The organism is Nitrosopumilus sp. b2, assembly GCF_014078535.1.
GTDB lineage: Archaea > Thermoproteota > Nitrososphaeria > Nitrososphaerales > Nitrosopumilaceae > Nitrosopumilus > Nitrosopumilus piranensis.
In genome coordinates this window covers 275,657-296,680 of sequence record NZ_MU078705.1, presented here as the reverse complement: position 1 = coordinate 296,680, position 21,024 = coordinate 275,657, and the positions used below count along the sequence as shown (strand labels likewise).

The following is a 21,024-nucleotide window of genomic DNA, read 5'->3' as shown; positions in this document are numbered from 1 at the left end:
ATTTTCATAATATCATATTTTAATTATTGATTCAAATTTATTTTAACATTAAAATTAATAATTTCAAACAAACAAAAAAAATTCAGTTTTGTAAAAGTCATGAGAAAGATTTTGATATATTGTATAAAATTGCTAAAGATTCTATCATACAAAGAAAAAAACAAGGTTTAGACCAATTGATAATAGTATGTGGTTTTCATGTAGTAAATGAGATTAGAAAAAAATCCCCTGTAGAAAAAATTAAAAACAATCTAACCAAGGAATTCTCAAGACATTACAGTATTATTCATATGCTCAAAGATACCAAGAAGTTTTCAATTGAGGCAAAGATAGATGATTTTCCAAAAAAATTCTTAGCTTTTCATCAAAAGACAGAGATTTTATTCCTATTCCGATAGAACAACAGATTTGGAAGTTAATTTGAGTACCTTTTGTGTAACATGACCCAAATCTGAAGTGGACTTTCCTATTCCCTTTTTGCCCATAATTATCACATCAATTTTGAGTTTGTCAGCAAGTTCGGAAATCTTTTGGGCAGGATCCCCCAGTTTTACAATTCTCTTATAGTCACTAATATTTTTGGGGACAACAACACTTCTTAGAATCAGTCGGCCTTCTTCTTGAATTTGCTCTGATAATGCTTCATCAATATTTTCTTCATTTTCATCAGTCCATTCTATCACATGAAGTAGGTATATCCTAACCTTTGCTGCACCTCTAAACAAATAATTTGCTTGATACAATGCCTTAAGTGATCTTGCAGAACCGTCAACTGGGACTAGGATTTTCATTATTGGTAGATCATATTTAGAGTCTTGAGAATCATCAAACTCTTCATTTTGATTCATTTGTGCTTTATGGAAAATCTCAGTAATGTTTCTTCTAGCCTCAATTAATGGTAAAAAGATGATTATTCCTGCTGCCGAAAATGCCCAAGTTATAGCAAGCCAAACCCATAGGTGGAATGACTGTTCTTCAAAAACAAACTCTGTTAGATAAAAAGAGGTAGGCCAAACAATAACAAGAAATACTGAAATTGAGAATCCAATTCTTTTACAAAATCTCAAAGAACGTTGAAGGAATTCTTCATCAGTATCTCGTCTTAGCATAGAACGAACCTTATCATCTACAACCAGAATTTTTTGTTTCATTATTTGGAAATCAAAGTTTTCAGATTTTATCAAACTACCAACAATTGTGATTCCCAAACTGACAAGGATTGAAACAACATTTCCAATCAAAAGTGGAATTAAATTCCCTGTTGAAGCAAGTGTGATTTCTCCATAGATAGAATTTGCTACAAAGATCCATGAGAAAACACCACATGCCAATCCAATTACTGCAGCAGATGTGGCAGCAAATTTGTTGGTCTTTTTCCACAATAATGCAAAGGAGATCGGAGCAACTGCAGACCCTATCAGAACACCCATCATCAGATAGACATATTGTAAACTAAATCCAGAATGAAATAGGAGAGATGCTAAAACACCCATTCCAATCCCAAATCCTAAGATGGTAAATCGAGATATTCTAATCAATTCTCTACCGGTAGCAGAAGGTTTCAGATAGGTACGAAATACATCATACGTGATAAGAGATGACACACTTACTAATTGAGAAGACCCCGCAGCAGTAACTGCTGTAAATATTATTGTAAGAATTAGAACGGCTCCAAGATCACCCATTAGATTTGTGGCTGTAGTGGGGGCAACAAGACCCAACTCTATCTCATTTTCATTTAGAACGACGCCAGTAGCAATTGCCGCTAGACCAAGAGTAGTAGCCAGTGTAAATGGGATGGCAAACCAGGCCAAACCACCTATAATGAATCCGCCAGTAGCAGCCCGTGGTCGTGATGCAATTGCTCGTTGCCAATATGATTGATCAACAAAAACAGTTCCAAAGTTTCCAACAATGTTGATGATGCCAAATATCAGAGCACCAATTGATGCCAATGTCAGATATGTTCCAAATACATTACCTTCTACAGGATTTAAAATAGATGCTTGACGGAGTTTTTCATACATTCCAGAAATTCCCCCAATTTCAGGTGTAGCAAAATAGATAACAGTTACAAAAATCAAAACCACAACAAAGATGAATGCTGCATTAAGATATTCTGCAAAAAATGTTGCTTTAAGACCTCCCCCAATAGTGTATAGGATTATTCCAACAGGAATTAGAAATGCGGCTATAGTAATATCTACTCCAGTAAGCGAGTGGATTACTGCAGCACCGCCTAAAACAAGCATCGCAGTAACAATTGTGTTAGTCATTAATGCAAAAGATAAGAAAATCTTGTGAGAATGTTTTCCATATCTAACATAGATCATCTCAGGAAAAGTGTGAGTCATTGGCGCCTTTCTTTTTAGTTCAATTGCAAGAATTGAAAACAAAATAACCTGAATACTGGCACCTGCTGCATACCAAAACGACCCTCCCAATCCAAACTCATAGGTCACAGTAGAAGATTGAAGTAAAGTTGCAGCCCATGTCCAAGCAGATACTATAGATGATGCAATTAATCCCGTTTTGATTGTTCGTCCAGCAGTATAGAACCACTCAGAGGTTTTTCTAGTTCCAAGCCATTTTGTTTCGGCCTTGACCATCAGTATGACTGATAATGCCATTATCAATCCAACTCCTATCAGTACAACATATCCTACGTTTTCAGGTAATATAGAGACCAGTAGAATAGTATCAAAAAAACAGGTATTAAAATAGAATTAAAACAGTCAAAAAATTTCTTCCCTAAAATACAGATTTAGAAAATTTGTTAAATAGTTGATTTGTGGGATTATGCATAATGGTGGATAGGGTTGATGAACTTATAATTTCAGCGCTTTCCCAAAACTCAAAACAAGATGTATTTGAGATATGGGATTATCTAAAAGGTTTCAACTATGATTTAGCAGAAGAAGAGATCGAATCTAGAATAACAAAACTTGAGGAAGATGAAATTATTAAGGGATATACAATCAAAGTAGATGTAAAGAAAATTCCACATAGAGTTGTTCGAGTAGATCTTGTTACATTTAGAACATCACAAGCACTTCCAAAACGTCTAGTAGGTTTGAAAAAATATCTTAATGATGCGCCATTTGTATTATTTTCAGGTAGGACACGTGGTGGATATGATTGGATCACAGTAAAATCATTTTTGTCAAATGAGATGGCAGATGAGGAAAATGACATCTATAGAAATCTATTTGGAGATATTATTCAAACTTATGAGGTCTATGACTTTGTTCCACAGACAGAAGCATCAATTTATGCTCTGACATACACTGAAGATGAATACAAAAAATTCCTCAAAGAATGGGCGCCGCCATTTATTGGATCATAAAATAACAAAATTATTTTGAAAATTTCTTTTTAAATTTAATAGTTTCATCTATCATTGAATGAGTTTTCAATCTGAGACCCATCAAAAATTTGATCATCTCTACTCTTTGTTTTGGATCAATACCATGTGCATCTTCAATCAAATCATCAATTCTTGAAAGAGTGATTTTAAGTGCAAGGTTACTTTTATTTACCAGATTAAGGGTTTTAGAATTCTTGTTAGGACTTGGTTTGTAAAGTTCGGTTTCTTCTTTGGTCTTCTTTTTCATGATTCTGATCTGTTTTACTGTAAGCTTATTACCTACAATTTCATCTACAAACTCGCTTTTCATAGACGCATCAACGTTTGTGAGTTCTAATGCCTGACTGACACTCAAATCATTGTGAACAATCTTTTCTCTCACATCATCAGGGAGTTTTAGAAGTTGCATTCTATGAGATACATATTCTTCACTTTTTCCAATTTTTTTCCCTAGTTCGCTTACGCCCCCCCAGCCATACTCATTTACGTATTTTTGGTATGCCTCGGCTTCCTCAATTGGGTCCATTGATTTTCTTTGAATATTTTCAGTTAGTTGGATTTCATATGCTTGTTTGTCAGACAAATCTCTAATTTTACTAGGAATAAATCTCCAACGCATTGATTTACATGCAGAAAACCTTCTATGACCTGCAACAATCTCAAATCCATGATCAAGAGGTCTGATCACAATTGGCTGAAGTAATCCATGTTCTTTAATGCTAGATTTGAGGTTTACAAGTTCTGAGGAATTTGATGGGAGTTTGTATCTAACTGGGAATTTAGATGGTCTGATCATTCGAATTTCAATAGGTTCTACAAGAGAATTATCAATTACTTCCACTTACAACCCCCGCCATACCCAATAAGATAGAGGAAATATAGTATTTAGGCATTAATAAAAAACATAGATAATAAAATTCATTTTTTTAGATTGATTTGTAAGAAATTTGATATAATTCCAAAGTATATTAAAAAAATTGTAACTCAATCAATTTATTTTTCTATCAGCAATAGATTCACAAAACAATACGTTTGCAAGCATTAGTTTGTATCTGTAAAGGTCAGTATCTCAAAAAAGTAAAAATAGTTTTGTTATGAAAATCAGGTATGAAACATGTGGTAATTTTTGTAATTGTATCGATTCTCTTAATCCCCGGAATTATTTCAATAGTAGAAGCACACCCACATGCTACAGTTGAACTAACAGATTCTCATTCACATATTTTGGCAGATGAGAAATTCCATGATGATTTCTGGATTCATACATTTGATCAAGTCATATTTTCAATGACTGATTTTTTCAATAGTTTGTTTAGATAGAATCTTAAAAGATTTGAAACGATCTAGGGGGTTAGCAGTCAGATTACTTGAGACCTTGCACTCAGAATAGTCTTAATTGTACACTTTAGGAGTAAATCAAGTTCTTTTTCAGATATTGCCAGGGGTGGAACAAGCATGACTATATTCCCAAGGGTTCTTAGATAGATTCCGTTCTTTTTGCCTTCTTCATAGAATATTTTATTGATTGATTTTTTGGGATGAATTGGGATCTTTTTCTTTTTATCAGTGACTAGTTCTATTCCCATTAACATTCCTTTGTGTCTGATATCTCCAACAATATCAATTTCAGAAATTTCCTTGTAGTATTTTTCAAATATTTTGGATGTTTTCTGAATTTTTTTAATCAATTTGTTTTTGTGATACATTTTGATATTTTCATTTGCAACTGATGCTGCAAGTGGGTTTCCAGTGTATGTGTGACCATGAAAGAGATGCTTCCAATCATTGAATTCTCCTGAGAATGAATCATAGACTTTTTTGTTTGCAAGTGTTGCAGCCATGGTAAGATAACCCCCTGTTAACATTTTTCCATATGCTACAATATCTGGAGTGGATTTTTGCTCTTCATGCTGAGTCATAGAACCTAATCTGCCAAATCCTGTTGCAATCTCATCTAAGACCAACAATACATCATATTTTTTACATAATTGACTAATCTTTTTTTGAAATCCTTTTGGATAAATTATGACTCCCCCAGCTACCTGTGCACCACTTTCCATTACAAATACTGCAATGTTTTTATTTTTTGAAAACTTTTTTTCAATTTTTTCAAGACATTCATTTTGATAATCAGAAAACGTATATTCTTTTGGCAGTCGATATTTGTTTGGAACTGGAAATTGTATTGTTTTGAATAATTGTTTTTTGAATTTCCCAAAAAATTCTGGCACATATCCTACTGCCATCGCGCCAAAGGTATCTCCATGGTATCCGTTTTCTAGTGTTGCAATCTCTGTTCTTTTCTCTCCAATGTTTTTCCAATACTGTAACGCCATTTTGATTGAAATTTCCATTGCTGATGATCCATTATCTGAAAAAAACACTTTGTGCATTCCATGGGAGATTTTGACTAGATTGTCTGCTAATTTCTCTGCAGGCTCATTTGTGATGTTGAACATTGATGAATGCTGCAGTTTTTTGCTCTGATTTGTGATTGCCTTGACTAGTTGAGGGTTTGAATGTCCCCAAACATTACACCACATAGAGGCTACGGCATCTATCATTTTGTTGCCTTTGGAATCTATTAGCCACATTCCTTTGGCTTTGGTAATTTTATCAAAAGAATCCCATTCAGTCATCTGAGTATTTGGGTGCCAAACAGAACTTTTCATTTGATTTTCTATGATGTCAGATCTTAATAATTAACCGATGAATTAATCAATGGATACATCTGAAAATATTTTGTTGAAATCTCTCTTTATTACAGGAACTGATACAGATGTTGGAAAAACCTACATCACAGCAGGGCTTGCTGTAGTGCTGCGCAAAATGGGTGTGGATGTTGGTGTGATGAAACCATTTGCTGCAGGAGATGCTCAAAAAAAAGGCTACAAATCCGAAGATGTTGAAATTTTATCTAGTGCTGCCCAAACATGTGATCCTGAAAATTTGGTAAACCCTCAATTCTTTTCAATTCCTGCATCACCCTATACTGCTTGGAAGAAACTAAAAACAAAACCCAAAGTTTCTACAGTTTTATCTAGTTTCAAAAAATTATCAAAACTTCACAAAGTGATTCTAGTTGAAGGTATGGGGGGTATCATGACTCCTATTCTCAAAGACTATTACATTACAAATTTGATAAAAGAGATGAAGATTCCAACAGTAATTGTCACACGTAGTAAAATTGGAACTGTTAATCACACTGTAATGACAGTAAAGATGTGTGAAAAGTACAAAATCCCAATCAAGGGAATAATCATTAATGACTTTGAAAGTGGCTATCCAATCAAAGACTTGACAAGTGATTTGCAAAATCTTACAGGAATCAAAGTATTGGGTTCTATTCCATTTATCCAAGACATGAGTGATGCATCTTTGAATCGAATCTTCAAAAAGAATATTGATTTGAAATTGCTATTAAAATAACTATGAATAATATTCTTTGAATCCTTTATCTGTGGAGTATAACTCAATTTTTGGGCCAAACATTCCTTGTTTTTCTACTACCTTGATGAGGCCTTTTTGCTCTAACTCTTGTAAAATTGAATCAAGTACTTTGGTTTCAATCTGGGTGTTTTTTTGAATTTTATCAAATGTATTGGCACCTTGATGCATTATTCCAAGAACTTGCATTTCTTTTGTTTGTGATTTTAATGATTCTTGTTTTGGTCTCCATTCAGTACTTTGTTCTGTTTGTGTTTCTTTAGTTTTATATCCATCAGTCTTCTCCCTTCGTTTTGAAATTAATCTTGGAATGATTCTAGATAGGGGTATGGCCAAAAATAATACCAAATAAAACCAAGAATAGTTTGGATCTGCCATAGACTACATTTGTATTCTTGTGATAAATTTGTTCATTTTTGGTGTTTTAATGCGATTTGTGATTTTACAGATGGTATAAAAGGAGTAGATGTCTAGTGTAATGGTTGTCAAAATACCAATCTCCAAAAATGTCAGTTAACATTAATGCTGCCAAAGGTGTTGTAATTGGAATTATCATTCTAATCCTCATAGGTGTTGTAGCAACCGCATCTGTAAAGATAGTGGATTCCGGTCATAGAGGAGTATTATTACACTGGAATGCAGTTGATCTTACACAACCGCCTCTTGATGAAGGATTGCATTTTGTAGTCCCTTTTCAAGATGAAGTAGTTAACATTGAAGTTCGTACTCTAAAGTATGCAAGTGATGCCCGAAGTGCATCAAGAGATTTACAAACAGTAGAAACAACAGTTACCGTCAATTATCACCCTGATAAGGAAAGTGTACATAGATTATACAAGAATTTAGGGCTTGATTATGAAAATAGAGTAATCCAACCTGCAATTGAGGAGACAGTAAAACAAGTAACTGCAAAATATAATGCTGAAGAACTAATTACAAAAAGACCTCTTGTTAAACAAGATATTGAAGCTGCAATCACAGAAAGATTAAACCAATTTAATGTTGTAACAGATGTAATTTCAATTACAGATTTTGAATTCTCACCATTATTTGCTCAAGCCATTGAATCCAAAGTAGAAGCTGAGCAAAACGCTCTAAGAGCAGAGAATGATTTGCGAAGAATTGAAGTAGAGGCAAGACAACGTGAAGCAAATGCAATTGGTCTTGCTAATGCAAATATTGCAGAAGCCAAAGGTGAAGCTGAAGCAATTGCAATTATCAACAAAGCACTTTCTGAAAATCCAAACTATTTGGAATGGCTAAAGACACAAGCTTGGGATGGAAGATTACCTCTAGTAGTTGGTGAAGGTGGAACTCCATTTATCCAGATACCTATGCAACCATAGTGTTTCAAAATTAGTTGTTTTATTTTTCTCTAAGCACATCGTACATGGCTAGGAACTGGTCTGGTTCTTTTTGCCTATAGTATTTTTCCAAATTTAGAATCTCTTTGTGTGATTTTTTCTCATCTTTTTGCTCATAATACTCTTTGATGATTTGAGATGGTGTCTTTTTGATATTGTATCTTTTAAGGGTCTGATTGACTGATCTTTTACATAGAAAATCATACATGGCATATCTATACACCAAGTAAGCACTCAATCCCGCCACCGCAACTATAACTATTGGAATTATGATAACTGATGCCATAACTTTTGTATGTTTTTTTGATATTTATTCTCTTTTTAATCTTACACTCGTAAAATTTTGAATTTGTTTGCCCCACCCACATTACTAAACTGAGCAATCTCAAAAATTATCTTTGAAAAAGAGGAATCTTGTTTGGATAAAACAAATGTCTTCTTGTCTAGTTTTATGTTTTCAGATAGAACTATCCAAATATTTTCTTTGATTGGTTGAATTTTTTCTAACTGTTCTATTTTTTCTTCAATGATTCTTTTGTCCGAATACTTTGGAATACAAATTAGCAGAGCCATTTTTGGATCTTTTTCTAGTGTCTTGATATCGGGAATTATGATATCTAATTCAATTCCTTGACACTCTATTTTTCTTTGACTATTCAGCAACGCATTAGTCAACAAATAATGAAGAAGTCCTGTTGCAAGTACTCCAACTGCTACATCTTTTTTATCCATTAAAATTATTTTATCATAGCAATGTTGAATTATTTCATTAATGACAACATCAAATTTCTTTTTAGAGATTAATTCTGGTATTGTTTGTGAGTTTTTGATATAATCAAATAGGTAATCCTTGATTGGATTTGATTCTTCAGCCATTATTCATTGTAGATGTAACGTCTTTCGCCTTTGGATTCAGTTTCTTTATTTACATCAACTAGAATAAATTCTTTCTTTGAATGTAGCATGGAGTCTTCAGGTGATAATTTGTTCTCATGAAGTTCTTCGTATTCTTCCCAGGTTAGTTTTCGTCTATCTCCAATTTCTGCCTCCAAGTTCATGTTTTTCACAATCTCTTCGTATTCAGGTTGAATTACACCACTAAACACCATGGCACTACTTCCACTACCATATGATCCAAATCCTACTCTCTTTCCTTCCAATTTGATTCCTTTTTGATATTCAAATTCAAGACTGCTCCTAAACCCTAGGTATAGTGATGCTGTATACAAATTACCAATCATACTTGATGCAATTAATGAACTTGCAAGTTTTGATTCATAGACTTCTTGATACTCTGGTGTTTTAGTAAATAGTTTAGTAAATTCATGATCTTTTGCCATAAACTCCTCATCACCTAACACTGATTCTATGGTTCCTCTAGGATCTTTTGGAATTGGTTCTTCTATTCCAATTTCTTGTAGAATTTTTTTCCATCTTGGGAGTTGACGCCATTCATGTCTTACTAGGTATGCTAATGCTTTCTTTCCCATGTTGCTATATGGCAAGTGCATGTTAATGTAATCCATATGGTCTAGTATTGTTTCTCCTGGTTCTATGTTGATTAGTTTTGATGAGATTACTTTTTTCTTGTATGCTTCAAGTGCTTTTCTTACTTGAATCATGTATAACATGTTGGAATATTGTCCATGAACAATTGGTGTCTCTTTTCCAAAGGGTCTGTAAAAGTCATATTCATCTTTAATTGATGTTGATGTTACTCTAGGATCAAATGCTAATAATCTTGGTTTGTCATTTAGAAGCATTACCATTGCTCCTGCACCTTGTGTCATTTCTCCACTGGAGCCCATATCATATTTTGCAATATCAGACACTACAACAAGTGCGTGTTTTCCTTCAGCTTCTCCTGCTCTAATCCAATTTGTATTGTCATACAATGCATATGAGCCACTTACACATGCAAATTTTGTTTCCACTCCTCCACAGTGCTCAAATGCGCCTTGACCATAAACTTGTTCGAGCATTCCAATAACAAAAGAGTTCATTGCCTTTGATTCATCAAATGATGATTCAGTTGATACGTATAATCGACCTATATCTTCTGGTGATAGTTTGTTTTTTTGCATGATCTTCAAACATGCATTTGCTGCCAAAATTGCTGGGTCTTGATTGGCATCGACTATTGCCATCTGAGATACTCCAAGACCTTTTTGTAATTTTACTGGGTCTAGTCCTCTAGCTTTTGCAAAATCTGCTGCGTCAATGTATAGTCTAGGTATGTATATTGCAATGTCATCAATTCCCGCTGCCATAAGCTTGCGTCCGATATTTCATTAATAAGGTTATTGTGTAAATTCTATCTAACTAGGAAGGGAATTTTGATACTTTTTTTTTAACTTTATTCGTAAATTGATCGCAAATTATTTTATTTTTTTTAATTCAATTTCAAAAATATTTTCAAATGTTGAATATGGTTGTGCTCCAAACAATCGGGTAACTTTTCCATCAGGTCCAATCACAAAAAATGCTGGAGTTCCAGTTAATTCAAGCGATCTTGCATCATCATTGCTTGCAACTATTGTTTGTGAATGTTTTCCACTAATCATGCAGTCAGACCACACATCAATATCTAATCCAATCTCTTGTGCAAATTTGAGCAAGTTTTCTGATGATGCCCATCCATTATTTTCTCCAGTCCAATTAGAATACAAGATATCATGGTATTCCCAAAACATTCCTTGATCATTTGCACAATGTGCTCCATGAGATGCATTAATTGAATCGGGTCCTATAATGTTGAAATCTTTGAAGATCATGCGAACTTTACCTGTTTCTACATAATTTTTCAAGATATCTCCTTCAGTTGAATGAAAAAAGACATTGCAAAAATGGCATTGGTAGTCTCCAAACTCTACTAATGTTACTGGTGCACTAGAATCTCCTAATATTGAGGAATCGTTCTCCAAAAATGTACTCATTGTAATCTTTGCTGGTCCTTCTGGTTGTACATTAGGTGTGGGTTCAATTACTAATTCAGGCTCATTAGCAACTTGATCAAATCCAAGAAACACAACAACTAGTACAGCTGCAGATATTCCTGCACCTATTGCCAAAGATGGACCATGTATCAATAATTTTTGAAATTATTTATATCATTTAGTCTTTTGCGCTATGGAGAACTCCCATGTTCCGGTACTGCACCTAATGTGAAAATCTGTAATATTTTAGATGATTTTGAATCTTGGTCTTCAGCATTAATTGTTACCGTTAATGTTTCTCTAGGATATCTTTCAGGGATATAAAATTCTGTTTCAAAAAGTCCTTTGTTGTTCGTAAATCCTGTAGATGAATGAAATTTTTTACCGTCTTCATCTAAAACAATTACCTCAATACTTGTATTTGCTAGAAATCCATAATTGAGATTAAAATCATTTAGTTTGTTTTGTGTTGGATCATATACTTTGATGTCTACATGTGCAGTTTTTTGTGAATGAACTCTTTGTGTGTACTGGACCAGAATCTGCAAATTATCTTCTTTTTCTAATTCATCTTTTTGTGGGAGCGTTTCCTCAAATGACAGTTTTACAAATTTTCCTCCCACAAAAATTATTCCATGAGTTTGAATATCGTCGTTTAAAATTTTAGAATATGTTATGTATGGAAATCCTTCCAAGGTCTGTCCTGAAATCCGAATTATTTTACCATTGAAAAATTCTCTAACGGTAATTTCATTACTTATTTGAAATTTATTTTCGTTTGTGTGTAGCGTGCCTGTTTTCATAAATGATACTTCTGTTAGTGGATCTACTTCTGCAAAAGCTGTAGTTATTGAGAAAAACCCAAACATTAATGAAAAAATCCCCATGAGTAAATAATGATTCATGATTTTGACTGTATGAATACGCTAAAAAGAATTTTTATCAAATTATACTAGTTTTTGTTCTTTTTGCTAGAGGCTACTATCTGTTAGATATCAATACCTAAAAAAACGGGATAATTTGTGATAATGTGTGAAGAATGTATTTGTTAATGGATATGGATCCATTGGTAGTAGAATTACTGCCTTTCTAAAAGATGATCCAGAAATCTCTGTTGTTGGAGTTGGAAAATATTCTCCTGATGAAGATGTCAACGTTGCTATTTCTAGAGGCCTTGATGTTTATGTACCTGAAAGTAAAGTAGATGATTTCAAAGATTTTAAAATTTCTGGTTCAATTGAATCGGCATTAGACAAATCTGATCTTGTAGTTGATGCTGCACCTGGCGGTCATGGTTTTAAAAATAAAAAAAATCTGTATGAGCCACGTAACATTCCTGCAATTTACCAGGGTGGGGAATCCACTATGGGAGATAATGCTGTTTCTGATTTATTGTTTAACTCTCGTGCAAATTATGATCTTGCAATAGGAAAAAACCATGTCATGCAGGGAAGTTGTAATGTTACTGGAATGGGCAGAATTTTAGAACCTTTAAGAGAAAAATTTGGAGACAGTATTATTCGCTTTGATGTAACACTTGTGCGAAGATGGGCAGACATTGAACAAACTGAAAAGAAACTTTCTGACACTATTGAAATGACTGAAAAACCTCATCACGGAGATGATGTGAAGTTGTATTTTGGCAAAGATGCCCCTCTTTATGTTAGAGCAATCAAAGTACCAACAAGACAGATGCATCTGCATATTATGGATGTTAGATTCAATGGAACTGCCCCAAAGCATTCTGAAATTCATGAACTTTTTACAAATGAGTTTGGGGTCGCAACATTATGGACTGCAAAAGGCACAAAAGATGTTAGAGATTATGCTCAAAACATGGGCTTCAATTTTACTGATACAAACATGATTCATATTCATGCCAATATGACTACCTCAATTGGAGATACAGTTCAAATGATGTATTCTGATGATCAAACAGGAATTGTTATTCCTGAAAATCATATGTTAATGCAGGCAATGTTATTTGAAAAATCATATTCTGAGGCATTTGCACATACTGAATCTATATTCCATATGACTGAAAAGAAACAAAAATTACAAGAGCACTTTAAAAAATTCTAATTTTTTTCACGCATTCGTTCTATTCTAACTTCTGTGGGTAGATTTTTTACAACTTTATCTACAATGATTTTCAAATTATTCAACTCCACTTTGTCACCTGAACGAGGAATGTCTTGTAATTCATGATGTAACAATCCATTTAATGTTGAATAGTCATCTCCTTCAGGAATATCTGACTTGAAATATTCATTAATTTGTTCTATTTGAATATCTCCACTTACAATTAAGGTATTTTTATCTACAACCCGAATGTTTTTCTTTATTTCTGCATCTGTTTCATCTTCAATCTCCCCTACAATCTCTTCAATCAAATCTTCTAGTGTTACTAGTCCCTCAACGCCTCCATGTTCATCAATTACAATGGCCATGTGTGTTTTCCTTCCCTTCATCTCTTTTAGTAATGCACTGACCATTTTTTCTTGTGACGCAAAGACTGGCTCTCTTGAGATTTCTTTTAATGTAACCATTTTGTTTTCTGATTCTAATTCTCTCAAAACATCTCTAACATGAATAAATCCTATAATGTCGTCATTAGTCTCGCCATAAATTGGAAATCTAGAATGTGTACTTTTATTAATTAATGGTAATGCATCAAAAATCAACATTTTTGCTGGAAGTACAAACATCTTTGTTCTTGGTGTCATTACTGATCTGATAACGGTATCATCAAAGTTTAGTGCACTATGAACCAAATCCCTTTCTGTTTTCTCTAATGCATCATCCTTGAATCCTTGATCAATAATTCCTTTAATCTCCTTTTCTGTTAAAGCAGGGGGGTGATAATCGCTACCAGTAATTTTTATCATTCCTCGTGTTATTTTTTCTAAAATCCAAACAACAGGATATGTTGCATAACTAAAGAAAATCAATATTCCACTTGTTCTTAATGCTACTTTTGAGGCATTAGCATTACAGTATGTTTTTGGAGTAACTTCACCAAAAATAATAATTAAAAATGTCATAATCCCAACAGCAATTCCTAAACCCTCGTCTCCAAAAATTTTTATGGCAACAACAGTTGCTAATGCAGACGACCCAACATTTACTAAATTATTGCCTAGATTAACAGAGGACATCATCCATCCTGGATTTGATTTTAATTTGTAAAGTGCTTTAGAGCCACGTTTTTTTTCTTTAAGTAAACGTTCAACTGTCGCTTGACTAGTTCCCACTAATGCAACTTCTAATCCACTAAAAAAACCTGAGAGGCCAATTAATCCTGCAAGTGCTGCTAACTCCATCCAAAGTTCTACCATTTCTTTCTCCTGAAAATTAAATTAGAACAACTATAACGGTCATTCATTTTATGTGTCAAACACCATCTCTTGGTTACCATCATTTTGTTGTTCTTGGATTTAACTCTTGATATTGAGCATTTGTTATTTTGCAGATGATCTGAGGCTAGCTTTTTGGAGGTATGGCAAATTTGTTTTCTGGATTTTTGTGGTAATCAACTGGAAGCATTGCATCTTTTTGTCTACCTGTAAGAATCCCTACTACTGTATCGTCTTTTTTGATGATTTCCTCATCCATCAATTTTTTAATTCCTACTACTGATGCCCCCGATGCCATCTCACAATCAAACCCATTTAATCCTACTACGGACATTCCATCAAGCATTTCTGAATCTGAAACCGTAGTTGCAACTCCATTTGTAAATTCTAATGCTCGAAGTCCTTTCAAAATATTTGCGGGTCTTCCAATTTGAATTGCAGTGGCTTTAGTTTTGGGACGTATTCCTTCTTTATCCAAATGATCATAATATTTTGTGATTAAATCCGTATTTGGTTTACCCTTATTCCACCTTAATTCCTCTCCTTCGAATTTACCATTATACAAATTAGATAGTGTACTTGCGCCTTCAGAATTGATTACTGCAATTCTTGGAATTTTTTTAATCCATCCCCATTCATAGAGTTCCATTAATGCTTTCCCACAACTCGAAGTATTTCCAAGTGCTCCGCCAGGATAGACAATCCAATCAGGGGATTCCCAGTTGAGATACTCTAATGCCCTAAATGGAATTGTTTTTTGTCCTTCGATTCTAAATGGATTAATGGAATTTACTGTGTATCCTTCATGGTTTTGAGCATCTTCTAATGATTGTTTTAAGGCATCATCAAAATTTCCATCAACTTCTATAATTTGAGCTCCAAATTGATATGCTTGACTAAGCTTCCCTGGCGCAATTTGACCTGCTGGTATGTACACATCACAATTAATTCCTTCATTTGCTGCAAACATCCCTGCCGAAGCTGATGTGTTTCCAGTTGACGCACAAACAATTTTCTTTGCACCGATCATCTTAGCATGTGTTACTGCAGTAGACATTCCGTTATCTTTGAATGAACCACTTGGATTGTATCCTTCTGGTTGTAGCCATAAATTATTACTTGAAATTCCAACAAATTCAGCAGCCTTTGACATTTGGTATGGTTTTGACTGTCTTCCTTCAGCCCCATCTAATGATACTAAGTACTTTGAGCATTCATCAATATTTTCTGTATCAATTTGACAAAAATTTAGTAATTCTCTGAATCGCCAAACCCCACTTTCATTAAAAATACTTCCTTGTGGATTTCGTCGATTAGAAAAGACATCTTTTAGATTTGTGGATGGTGTTTTTTTGTATTTTACATCTAGCAAGTGACCTTTATCACATTGTACATTTGTGCTCTCAATTGGATATTCTAATCCGCATTGTGGATCAATACATTTGAGATAAGCGTCTCCCTGCATAGTCATTACGAAAAATTAATGATAATTTAAAGCAAATGTGTAATTTTTAGACAAGTCAAGCTATTTTTCCTAAACTTTAGATTAGATGTATTTGGAAAATAATTGTGACCACATATAATGAATATTTGAAAAGTATTCTATCCCAAATTCTTGAATCATATGATCATCTATCTGAGATTCAGGAAAAACCTGGAGATCTGGATGTTATTAAAAAAGAATTACTCAAAATTAGCGGATTTCTAAAAGTAATCTCAAATAAGATTGATGAAAGTAAAATACATCATTCGGATTTTAAACCTTTGAAATTAAAATTTAAACATTATTTAACAAATTATTCATTTGAGCAAGAAATTGAAACTATGGCTCCACTCTATCATGAGGATCTGCATAGGGTGAAAAATATGCGATTAAAGATTTTAGAGTCACTAGAAGAAAATAAAATGATGGCAGATGTTAAGGAGTTGTTAGAGAAGGTTTGAGTGAAAAAAAATGTGTCTTGTGTGGGTGTAAGGATCATAAATTATTTGGTTGTAATAGACATATGTCAAAAAACTGCAGATGTTATAAAGAAGAAAGTTAATTTTTAAAATTATTTTCGTTTAGGTCCAGATCTTTCATGGAAATTCAAACAGCATTTACATTCTTTTTCAAGACATTCTGACTCAGAATGATGACCACAAATCCCACATTCACAACTTCCAGACATGCTGTTTGTAGTCTTATTTAGAATATATTTTATCCCCCAAATTTTTATGAGTTTAAGGTCAAATGAGATTATTTTTTAGATTTGGATTTTGATTTCTTTCCTATAGATTCTTTCCCTTCTAACTCTTTTTCAATTTCTTCAGCTTTGCTATCTACTGCCTTGATAATCTCTTGAATTAATCCGTCAAGGTCACTATCTTCTGCATCAGGCTCTACGGTTGCGGCAATTTCATTAATTGTGTTTGAAATCTCAGCACTAACATCCTCGAAGCTTTCAGGATCCTCATATGCTGCATTATAGAGATTTTTGAGGTTGTTTACATGTCCTACTACTTGATCTGTAATCACAATCCTGTAATCGGTTCCATTTACCTCGAATTCTTTTGAACTCATACCATTTTTCGAATTCTTATCTTTATAATGTTTTTCAGAGAAAAATAATGAATTTTTAGAATACGATATAATCTAGTGCTGAAGCATCACTAATCAATCTTGTATGTTTTGAACCTACAACATAGCCATTTTTAATGTCGCTAGCAGGAATCCATCTATTAGTAGATGTATAATGTCTTTTTTCTTGTAATTCTCTTTCAATTGCCTCAACATCAAACTCTCCTTCTTCAACTTCTTGTGTTGTGAGATGTTTTATTGTTACAAGAATTTTAGTTACTTTGACTCTGTCTCCAAACTTCCATTTTGATGGTGGCGTTTCATCAGATACTTCTAACACTTTGATTTTCATCTGCTTATTTCCAAATGCATCGTGACTGATCAATATTTTTTCATCAGTAAATTCCTCAAAACTGATTCTGGAATTTACTTCTGCATCAGAAACGGTTTCCAAAAGTGCTGCTGAATTCAACTCAGAGGTTGGTTTTTCATCATAACTTGTATTGATATTGATTTCGGGTAGTTCTGATTCTGTATTGGACTTTGGTGTATATTTCTCCTCAGATTCAGGTATTTTTTCAGTTGGGATATCGACTTTTTCTGTAACTACCTCTTCAGGTTTTGGAGGATTTTTGATTTCTTGAATTCTCTTTGATTCTATTTCCCATAGCGACTGGGCCTCTTCATCTTTGTTTACATCAGACAATAATTTTGATTCTTATTTATCCTTAAAAAACGATTTGCAGATTTTGGAAAATTAGGCACTATTTACGCTGTTTTGTTTTAAATGGCATTGTACATTCTTTAAGAGGAATCTCTTTTCGTTCTCCATTAATTTTTGCAAAGAATTTGCCTTCATATGTACAGACACAATCAGTAATTTCCAGAGTATCATCCCATATCTTGTAAAATTCTCTGAGTTCTCTACCCTCATACTGGCCTATTCCTATCCTTTTCTTAGATAGAAACTTGAAGGCTAGCAAAACATGTCTTTTTTGATATATATCAAATGTCTTTATCCACTCTAAGCATCGTTCAATTTGATCAGCTGGAACCGGAAGGGATGTACTTGTTCCTGATTTGGCCTCAATGGTAAAAATTGTGCTGTTATCTGTATTTACCGCTAATACATCAGGCAACGCAATACTTGGTGAACCTAATCTGAATGCTTTCCAGTTTTTTGTTGTATTGAATCGTTTAACTAGTGTGTCTTCCCATTGATAGCCCCGTTGTCTTCTTGTTTTGGCAGCTTTTTGATTATTGGTTTTTGTTTTTTTTGCTAGTTTGGAGATTGTCATTGTTTTTATTTGCATGCCTTTTAGTTCCTAATTTTAGGTATAGTAAGGTGGGTAATTACATAATAACTCAACAAAAAGTCATTTTAACATTAACATTTTTAAAATAATTTGAATTTCATCTATTAATTCAGTAATGAATGTCGTGATCGTTGCTAATTCAACTATTCCGAGGTCATCGAACACTCTATCTAAATAGAACCTGATTCAAAATTATCTAATTGTCTGAAATTATAATTGAAAAATTATTGGAACAACGTGATTTCTACCTCAATACCCTAAAACAACTTGAATTCCAACTAGTAATGGAACCTTCTGAAAATGAAAATAATGATATTGAAAAGTTACAGGTAACAACAATTGATCAACTAAAAAAAGTGGAACAAGAAATTGCTTATCTTTCATCAAGAAAATCACCATAATTTGCAGTGAGTTTATCAAACCCCTGTATTTAGAAAATTTATGTTTGATCAAATTATCAAAAATTTTGTTTCAATAAAGCAAGATTTTGCTAAAAATTATTCAGGAAATGCACATATTCAGGAAGTAATTCCTGCATCCACCTCAGATCAATTCCCATTAGAAGAATCTCATCTAGAGCATATTCATAAATTTGCAGAAAAAAACCCTATCTACTTTAATTCATTTGAAGAAAAAATTTTAGGAATTGACTGTGTTGTATATGAAGGAGACATCAATGATTATTGGCTCAATAGCATTAAACATGGAACTAGCTGTCAACCATTTTACCCAACTTGGATATTTTCAGCATACTTGATGGTGTTAATTGCAAAAAAATTAGGTTATCAAGAATTAATCGATATTGGTTCAGGTGATGGACGGATTGCCTTTTGTGGAAAATTTTTAGGGTTTACTTCTCACAGTATTGAAATCGATGATGGTTTGGTAGAATTACAAAAACTAATTTGCAATGACATTGAACAAAATTTTGATCCTGTTTGCGATGATGCATTAGAATTTGATTATTCAAAATTCCAATTAAAATCACCTGTATTTTTTATTGGAGGATTACCTCAAATGGGAGGTGATATGCTGGCTACAAGTATAATTGATAAAATAAATTCTATTGACAATCTTAAAAAATCAACAGGAATAGTTTTTGCCGGAACTCATTCCAAACGACAATTGTCTGGAAATCTATCCGATGGTGGTTGGAGTTCATTAATCCAAAATCATAATTTACAAGTGATTAAAACCGTTTCACTTCCTACAGTGTGGACATTTGATCAGACTAGCGAAACACCTTACATCTACACTAAATTCAATTGACCTGAAAAAAATAATTCCCATTATTAATACCGCATTTTGAAATTTTTACATCTTGGCCTATGTGTGGTTTTTCAGATATTTTTGCCATAATTCTAAACGTATTTTCAATCTCTACAATGCAAAAATACGCTTCATTATGCACTGAATACTCCAAGATTTTGCCCATAAAATCTCCTTTTTTTAGAGACACTGTTCCCATGCAATTATTACAAAACTCCGCAGGAGGCCATACAATTTTTTCACATACAGTACATTCTGGAATGAAAAATTTTCCTTGAGCAATCTCTGATTCAAAATTCATTTTTCCAACACCAAAACAGTTGAAGATGTTGCAGCAGCTGACATGTTGTGTACTAATCCTACTTTAGCATTTTCAATTTGTCTATTTTTTGCATTTGATTCTAATTGTTGAGTAATTTCTATTGTTTGTGCAATTCCTGTTGCTCCAAGTGGATGTCCAGAACCTATCAATCCCCCTCTGGGATTAATTTTGTAATCTTTTTTGTCATACAGTTCTTTAACCAAATTTAATCCCTCTCCATTTTTTGAAAAACCAATTGCTTCTAATGCCATTGGTTCACATACTGAAAATGCATCATGTATTTCTGCTACATCAACATCTTGAATTTTTTTATTTGCCATCTGTAATGCTGTGTGACTAGCTATTTTTGTTGATTCCATTGAATTAAACGATTCATTTTTTGTAAATCCTGCTGATGTTGTTTTTTGTCCTATCCCTGAAATCCATATTGGTTGATCAGTAATTTGTTTAATCATCTCATCTGATGCTAAAATGATTGATGCACTGCCAGTACATGATCTTGAGCAATCAAGTAATTTTAGATCACCTGTGATTATTTTAGAATTAATCACATCTTGTATTGAATATGTTTTTTTTGATATGGCATTTGGATTATTTTGTGCCTGTGCATGGTTTTTTACAGATACTAAAGCTAGTTGTTCATCAGAAACAGCAAACTGTCGTTTATAGGAACTTGTAAAAATTGATGCCCAAAATATTGGATGTTTAAATTCTCCACGAGAATTATCCCATTCTAAAATCTGACCTGGACTGTCATATCTTTCAGCCCCGCTTACTAATACCATATCTGCAAGACCTGAGGCAACATATGAAAATGCAGACACTATGGAATTTGTGCCTGAATTACACAAATTTTCTACTGAATGAGCAATTTTTGGTTGAATGCCCATCATTTCTGACAAAATAGGTGAGAGGTATTTTGAATTATTATTTGTCGATACTAGTACTGCATCAATGCTGTTTTTTGAAATTTTTGGGTTGTTTTCAAGCAGAGATTTTGTAGATTCAAAAAGTATGGATTCTATTTTTTTATTTTCTTTGGTAAAAGGGGTAATTCCATATCCTGCAATTCCTACTTTTTTCATTG

At 33.4% G+C, this 21,024-nt stretch carries 25 protein-coding genes; 9 read left to right on the top strand and 16 right to left on the bottom strand.

From position 1 onward, the window contains the following. Positions 1 to 119 precede the first annotated feature (119 nt). Positions 120 to 398, top strand: a complete 279-nt coding sequence (locus C6989_RS09625; protein ID WP_255464693.1) for a hypothetical protein — start codon at positions 120 to 122, stop codon at positions 396 to 398. Here C6989_RS09625 and C6989_RS09620 read toward each other — a convergent pair. After that, positions 387 to 2,630 carry a sodium:solute symporter family transporter gene (locus C6989_RS09620; RefSeq protein WP_237087630.1) on the bottom strand — a complete coding sequence of 748 codons (2,244 nt, stop codon included), beginning with the start codon at positions 2,628 to 2,630 and terminating at the stop codon, positions 387 to 389. The two genes, C6989_RS09625 and C6989_RS09620, sit on opposite strands and share 12 nt — an antisense overlap. 176 nt (positions 2,631 to 2,806) lie before the next feature. Between C6989_RS09620 and C6989_RS09615 the strand changes: the two genes are divergently transcribed. Further along, positions 2,807 to 3,346: a histidine kinase gene (locus C6989_RS09615; protein WP_148703411.1), complete on the top strand. Its 540-nt coding sequence runs from the start codon at positions 2,807 to 2,809 to the stop codon at positions 3,344 to 3,346. 10 nt (positions 3,347 to 3,356) lie between these two features. Here the strand turns inward: C6989_RS09615 and C6989_RS09610 are convergent, their stop codons facing one another. After that, positions 3,357 to 4,208, bottom strand: a complete 852-nt coding sequence (locus tag C6989_RS09610; RefSeq protein ID WP_148703410.1) for a ParB/RepB/Spo0J family partition protein — start codon at positions 4,206 to 4,208, stop codon at positions 3,357 to 3,359. Between the two features lie 266 nt (positions 4,209 to 4,474). Here C6989_RS09610 and C6989_RS09605 point away from each other — a divergent pair, with 266 nt between their 5' ends. Further along, the gene (locus C6989_RS09605; RefSeq protein ID WP_182126999.1) at positions 4,475 to 4,687 is read left to right on the top strand and encodes a hypothetical protein; all 213 of its coding nucleotides are present in this window, start codon (positions 4,475 to 4,477) and stop codon (positions 4,685 to 4,687) included. A gap of 38 nt (positions 4,688 to 4,725) precedes the next feature. Here the strand turns inward: C6989_RS09605 and bioA are convergent, their stop codons facing one another. Beyond that, complete coding sequence (gene bioA, locus C6989_RS09600; protein WP_182126998.1) at positions 4,726 to 6,039, bottom strand: adenosylmethionine--8-amino-7-oxononanoate transaminase; 1,314 nt, start codon at positions 6,037 to 6,039, stop codon at positions 4,726 to 4,728. Positions 6,040 to 6,112: 73 nt separating this feature from the next. Here bioA and bioD point away from each other — a divergent pair, with 73 nt between their 5' ends. Next, positions 6,113 to 6,796 carry a dethiobiotin synthase gene (gene bioD, locus C6989_RS09595; RefSeq protein ID WP_182127054.1) on the top strand — a complete coding sequence of 228 codons (684 nt, stop codon included), beginning with the start codon at positions 6,113 to 6,115 and terminating at the stop codon, positions 6,794 to 6,796. Here bioD and C6989_RS09590 read toward each other — a convergent pair whose 3' ends face one another. Then, complete coding sequence (locus C6989_RS09590; protein WP_148703407.1) at positions 6,797 to 7,192, bottom strand: winged helix-turn-helix transcriptional regulator; 396 nt, start codon at positions 7,190 to 7,192, stop codon at positions 6,797 to 6,799. It abuts the gene before it with no gap. 104 nt (positions 7,193 to 7,296) lie between these two features. Between C6989_RS09590 and C6989_RS09585 the strand changes: the two genes are divergently transcribed. After that, positions 7,297 to 8,160 carry a prohibitin family protein gene (locus tag C6989_RS09585; RefSeq protein WP_148703406.1) on the top strand — a complete coding sequence of 288 codons (864 nt, stop codon included), beginning with the start codon at positions 7,297 to 7,299 and terminating at the stop codon, positions 8,158 to 8,160. A gap of 19 nt (positions 8,161 to 8,179) precedes the next feature. Here the strand turns inward: C6989_RS09585 and C6989_RS09580 are convergent, their stop codons facing one another. The 5 genes from C6989_RS09580 to C6989_RS09560 all read right to left on the bottom strand — a co-directional run bounded on the left by C6989_RS09580 (position 8,180) and on the right by C6989_RS09560 (position 11,983). Beyond that, positions 8,180 to 8,464, bottom strand: a complete 285-nt coding sequence (locus C6989_RS09580; protein WP_148703405.1) for a hypothetical protein — start codon at positions 8,462 to 8,464, stop codon at positions 8,180 to 8,182. 41 nt (positions 8,465 to 8,505) lie between these two features. Next, the gene (locus C6989_RS09575; RefSeq protein WP_182126997.1) at positions 8,506 to 9,054 is read right to left on the bottom strand and encodes a hypothetical protein; all 549 of its coding nucleotides are present in this window, start codon (positions 9,052 to 9,054) and stop codon (positions 8,506 to 8,508) included. Next, on the bottom strand, positions 9,054 to 10,448 hold the full coding sequence (locus tag C6989_RS09570) for a hydroxymethylglutaryl-CoA synthase family protein (protein WP_148703403.1): 1,395 nt from the start codon (positions 10,446 to 10,448) through the stop codon (positions 9,054 to 9,056). Before C6989_RS09570 ends, C6989_RS09575 begins: the two co-directional genes overlap by 1 nt. A gap of 108 nt (positions 10,449 to 10,556) precedes the next feature. Next, on the bottom strand, positions 10,557 to 11,267 hold the full coding sequence (locus C6989_RS09565) for a DsbA family protein (RefSeq protein ID WP_182126996.1): 711 nt from the start codon (positions 11,265 to 11,267) through the stop codon (positions 10,557 to 10,559). 38 nt (positions 11,268 to 11,305) lie between these two features. Further along, positions 11,306 to 11,983: a hypothetical protein gene (locus C6989_RS09560; protein ID WP_148703401.1), complete on the bottom strand. Its 678-nt coding sequence runs from the start codon at positions 11,981 to 11,983 to the stop codon at positions 11,306 to 11,308. Between the two features lie 163 nt (positions 11,984 to 12,146). On the opposite strand from C6989_RS09560, the gene C6989_RS09555 reads away from it, so the two are divergent. Further along, entirely contained in the window at positions 12,147 to 13,196 is a 1,050-nt protein-coding gene (locus tag C6989_RS09555; protein ID WP_182126994.1) for a type II glyceraldehyde-3-phosphate dehydrogenase, read from the top strand. Here the strand turns inward: C6989_RS09555 and C6989_RS09550 are convergent. Both C6989_RS09550 and C6989_RS09545 read right to left on the bottom strand, forming a co-directional pair. Next, positions 13,193 to 14,452, bottom strand: coding sequence for a hemolysin family protein (locus tag C6989_RS09550; RefSeq protein ID WP_148703399.1), 1,260 nt, complete (start codon positions 14,450 to 14,452; stop codon positions 13,193 to 13,195). The two genes, C6989_RS09555 and C6989_RS09550, sit on opposite strands and share 4 nt — an antisense overlap. Before the next feature lie 145 nt (positions 14,453 to 14,597). Then, a complete protein-coding gene (locus C6989_RS09545) occupies positions 14,598 to 15,935 on the bottom strand; it encodes a threonine synthase (RefSeq protein WP_182126993.1) in 1,338 nt (445 codons plus the stop codon). Positions 15,936 to 16,039: 104 nt separating this feature from the next. Between C6989_RS09545 and C6989_RS09540 the strand changes: the two genes are divergently transcribed. Continuing rightward, positions 16,040 to 16,414: a hypothetical protein gene (locus C6989_RS09540; protein WP_237087629.1), complete on the top strand. Its 375-nt coding sequence runs from the start codon at positions 16,040 to 16,042 to the stop codon at positions 16,412 to 16,414. 295 nt (positions 16,415 to 16,709) lie between these two features. Here C6989_RS09540 and C6989_RS09535 read toward each other — a convergent pair whose 3' ends face one another. Genes C6989_RS09535 through C6989_RS09525 form a run of 3 tightly spaced genes read right to left on the bottom strand, consistent with a single transcriptional unit; the run spans position 16,710 to position 18,343 of the window. Beyond that, the gene (locus tag C6989_RS09535; RefSeq protein ID WP_182126992.1) at positions 16,710 to 17,033 is read right to left on the bottom strand and encodes a hypothetical protein; all 324 of its coding nucleotides are present in this window, start codon (positions 17,031 to 17,033) and stop codon (positions 16,710 to 16,712) included. Between the two features lie 55 nt (positions 17,034 to 17,088). Beyond that, the gene (locus C6989_RS09530; protein WP_182126991.1) at positions 17,089 to 17,736 is read right to left on the bottom strand and encodes a hypothetical protein; all 648 of its coding nucleotides are present in this window, start codon (positions 17,734 to 17,736) and stop codon (positions 17,089 to 17,091) included. Positions 17,737 to 17,794: 58 nt separating this feature from the next. Then, positions 17,795 to 18,343: a PDDEXK family nuclease gene (locus tag C6989_RS09525; protein WP_182126990.1), complete on the bottom strand. Its 549-nt coding sequence runs from the start codon at positions 18,341 to 18,343 to the stop codon at positions 17,795 to 17,797. Between the two features lie 203 nt (positions 18,344 to 18,546). Here C6989_RS09525 and C6989_RS09520 point away from each other — a divergent pair, with 203 nt between their 5' ends. Both C6989_RS09520 and C6989_RS09515 read left to right on the top strand, forming a co-directional pair. Further along, positions 18,547 to 18,747 (top strand): hypothetical protein, encoded by a 201-nt coding sequence (locus C6989_RS09520; protein WP_182126989.1) that lies wholly within the window; start codon positions 18,547 to 18,549, stop codon positions 18,745 to 18,747. Positions 18,748 to 18,787: 40 nt separating this feature from the next. Next, positions 18,788 to 19,615, top strand: coding sequence for a hypothetical protein (locus C6989_RS09515; RefSeq protein ID WP_182126988.1), 828 nt, complete (start codon positions 18,788 to 18,790; stop codon positions 19,613 to 19,615). On the opposite strand, the gene C6989_RS09510 is transcribed toward C6989_RS09515, so the two are convergent. Beyond that, the gene (locus C6989_RS09510; RefSeq protein WP_182126987.1) at positions 19,608 to 19,916 is read right to left on the bottom strand and encodes a hypothetical protein; all 309 of its coding nucleotides are present in this window, start codon (positions 19,914 to 19,916) and stop codon (positions 19,608 to 19,610) included. The genes C6989_RS09515 and C6989_RS09510 overlap by 8 nt on opposite strands. Beyond that, positions 19,913 to 21,022, bottom strand: coding sequence for a thiolase C-terminal domain-containing protein (locus tag C6989_RS09505; RefSeq protein WP_182126986.1), 1,110 nt, complete (start codon positions 21,020 to 21,022; stop codon positions 19,913 to 19,915). The genes C6989_RS09510 and C6989_RS09505 overlap by 4 nt, the downstream gene beginning before the upstream one ends. Between the last annotated feature and the right edge of the window lie 2 nt (positions 21,023 to 21,024).

Coding starts and splice junctions, on each gene's coding strand:
- C6989_RS09620 (WP_237087630.1), bottom strand. CDS start 2,630: ATGGCATTATCAGTCATACTGATGGTCAAGGCCGAAACAAAATGGCTT.
- C6989_RS09615 (WP_148703411.1), top strand. CDS start 2,807: ATGGTGGATAGGGTTGATGAACTTATAATTTCAGCGCTTTCCCAAAAC.
- C6989_RS09605 (WP_182126999.1), top strand. CDS start 4,475: ATGAAACATGTGGTAATTTTTGTAATTGTATCGATTCTCTTAATCCCC.
- bioA (WP_182126998.1), bottom strand. CDS start 6,039: ATGAAAAGTTCTGTTTGGCACCCAAATACTCAGATGACTGAATGGGAT.
- C6989_RS09590 (WP_148703407.1), bottom strand. CDS start 7,192: ATGGCAGATCCAAACTATTCTTGGTTTTATTTGGTATTATTTTTGGCC.
- C6989_RS09580 (WP_148703405.1), bottom strand. CDS start 8,464: ATGGCATCAGTTATCATAATTCCAATAGTTATAGTTGCGGTGGCGGGA.
- C6989_RS09575 (WP_182126997.1), bottom strand. CDS start 9,054: ATGGCTGAAGAATCAAATCCAATCAAGGATTACCTATTTGATTATATC.
- C6989_RS09570 (WP_148703403.1), bottom strand. CDS start 10,448: ATGGCAGCGGGAATTGATGACATTGCAATATACATACCTAGACTATAC.
- C6989_RS09560 (WP_148703401.1), bottom strand. CDS start 11,983: ATGTTTGGGTTTTTCTCAATAACTACAGCTTTTGCAGAAGTAGATCCA.
- C6989_RS09550 (WP_148703399.1), bottom strand. CDS start 14,452: ATGGTAGAACTTTGGATGGAGTTAGCAGCACTTGCAGGATTAATTGGC.
- C6989_RS09545 (WP_182126993.1), bottom strand. CDS start 15,935: ATGCAGGGAGACGCTTATCTCAAATGTATTGATCCACAATGCGGATTA.
- C6989_RS09535 (WP_182126992.1), bottom strand. CDS start 17,033: ATGAGTTCAAAAGAATTCGAGGTAAATGGAACCGATTACAGGATTGTG.
- C6989_RS09525 (WP_182126990.1), bottom strand. CDS start 18,343: ATGCAAATAAAAACAATGACAATCTCCAAACTAGCAAAAAAAACAAAA.
- C6989_RS09515 (WP_182126988.1), top strand. CDS start 18,788: ATGTTTGATCAAATTATCAAAAATTTTGTTTCAATAAAGCAAGATTTT.
- C6989_RS09510 (WP_182126987.1), bottom strand. CDS start 19,916: ATGAATTTTGAATCAGAGATTGCTCAAGGAAAATTTTTCATTCCAGAA.
- C6989_RS09505 (WP_182126986.1), bottom strand. CDS start 21,022: ATGAAAAAAGTAGGAATTGCAGGATATGGAATTACCCCTTTTACCAAA.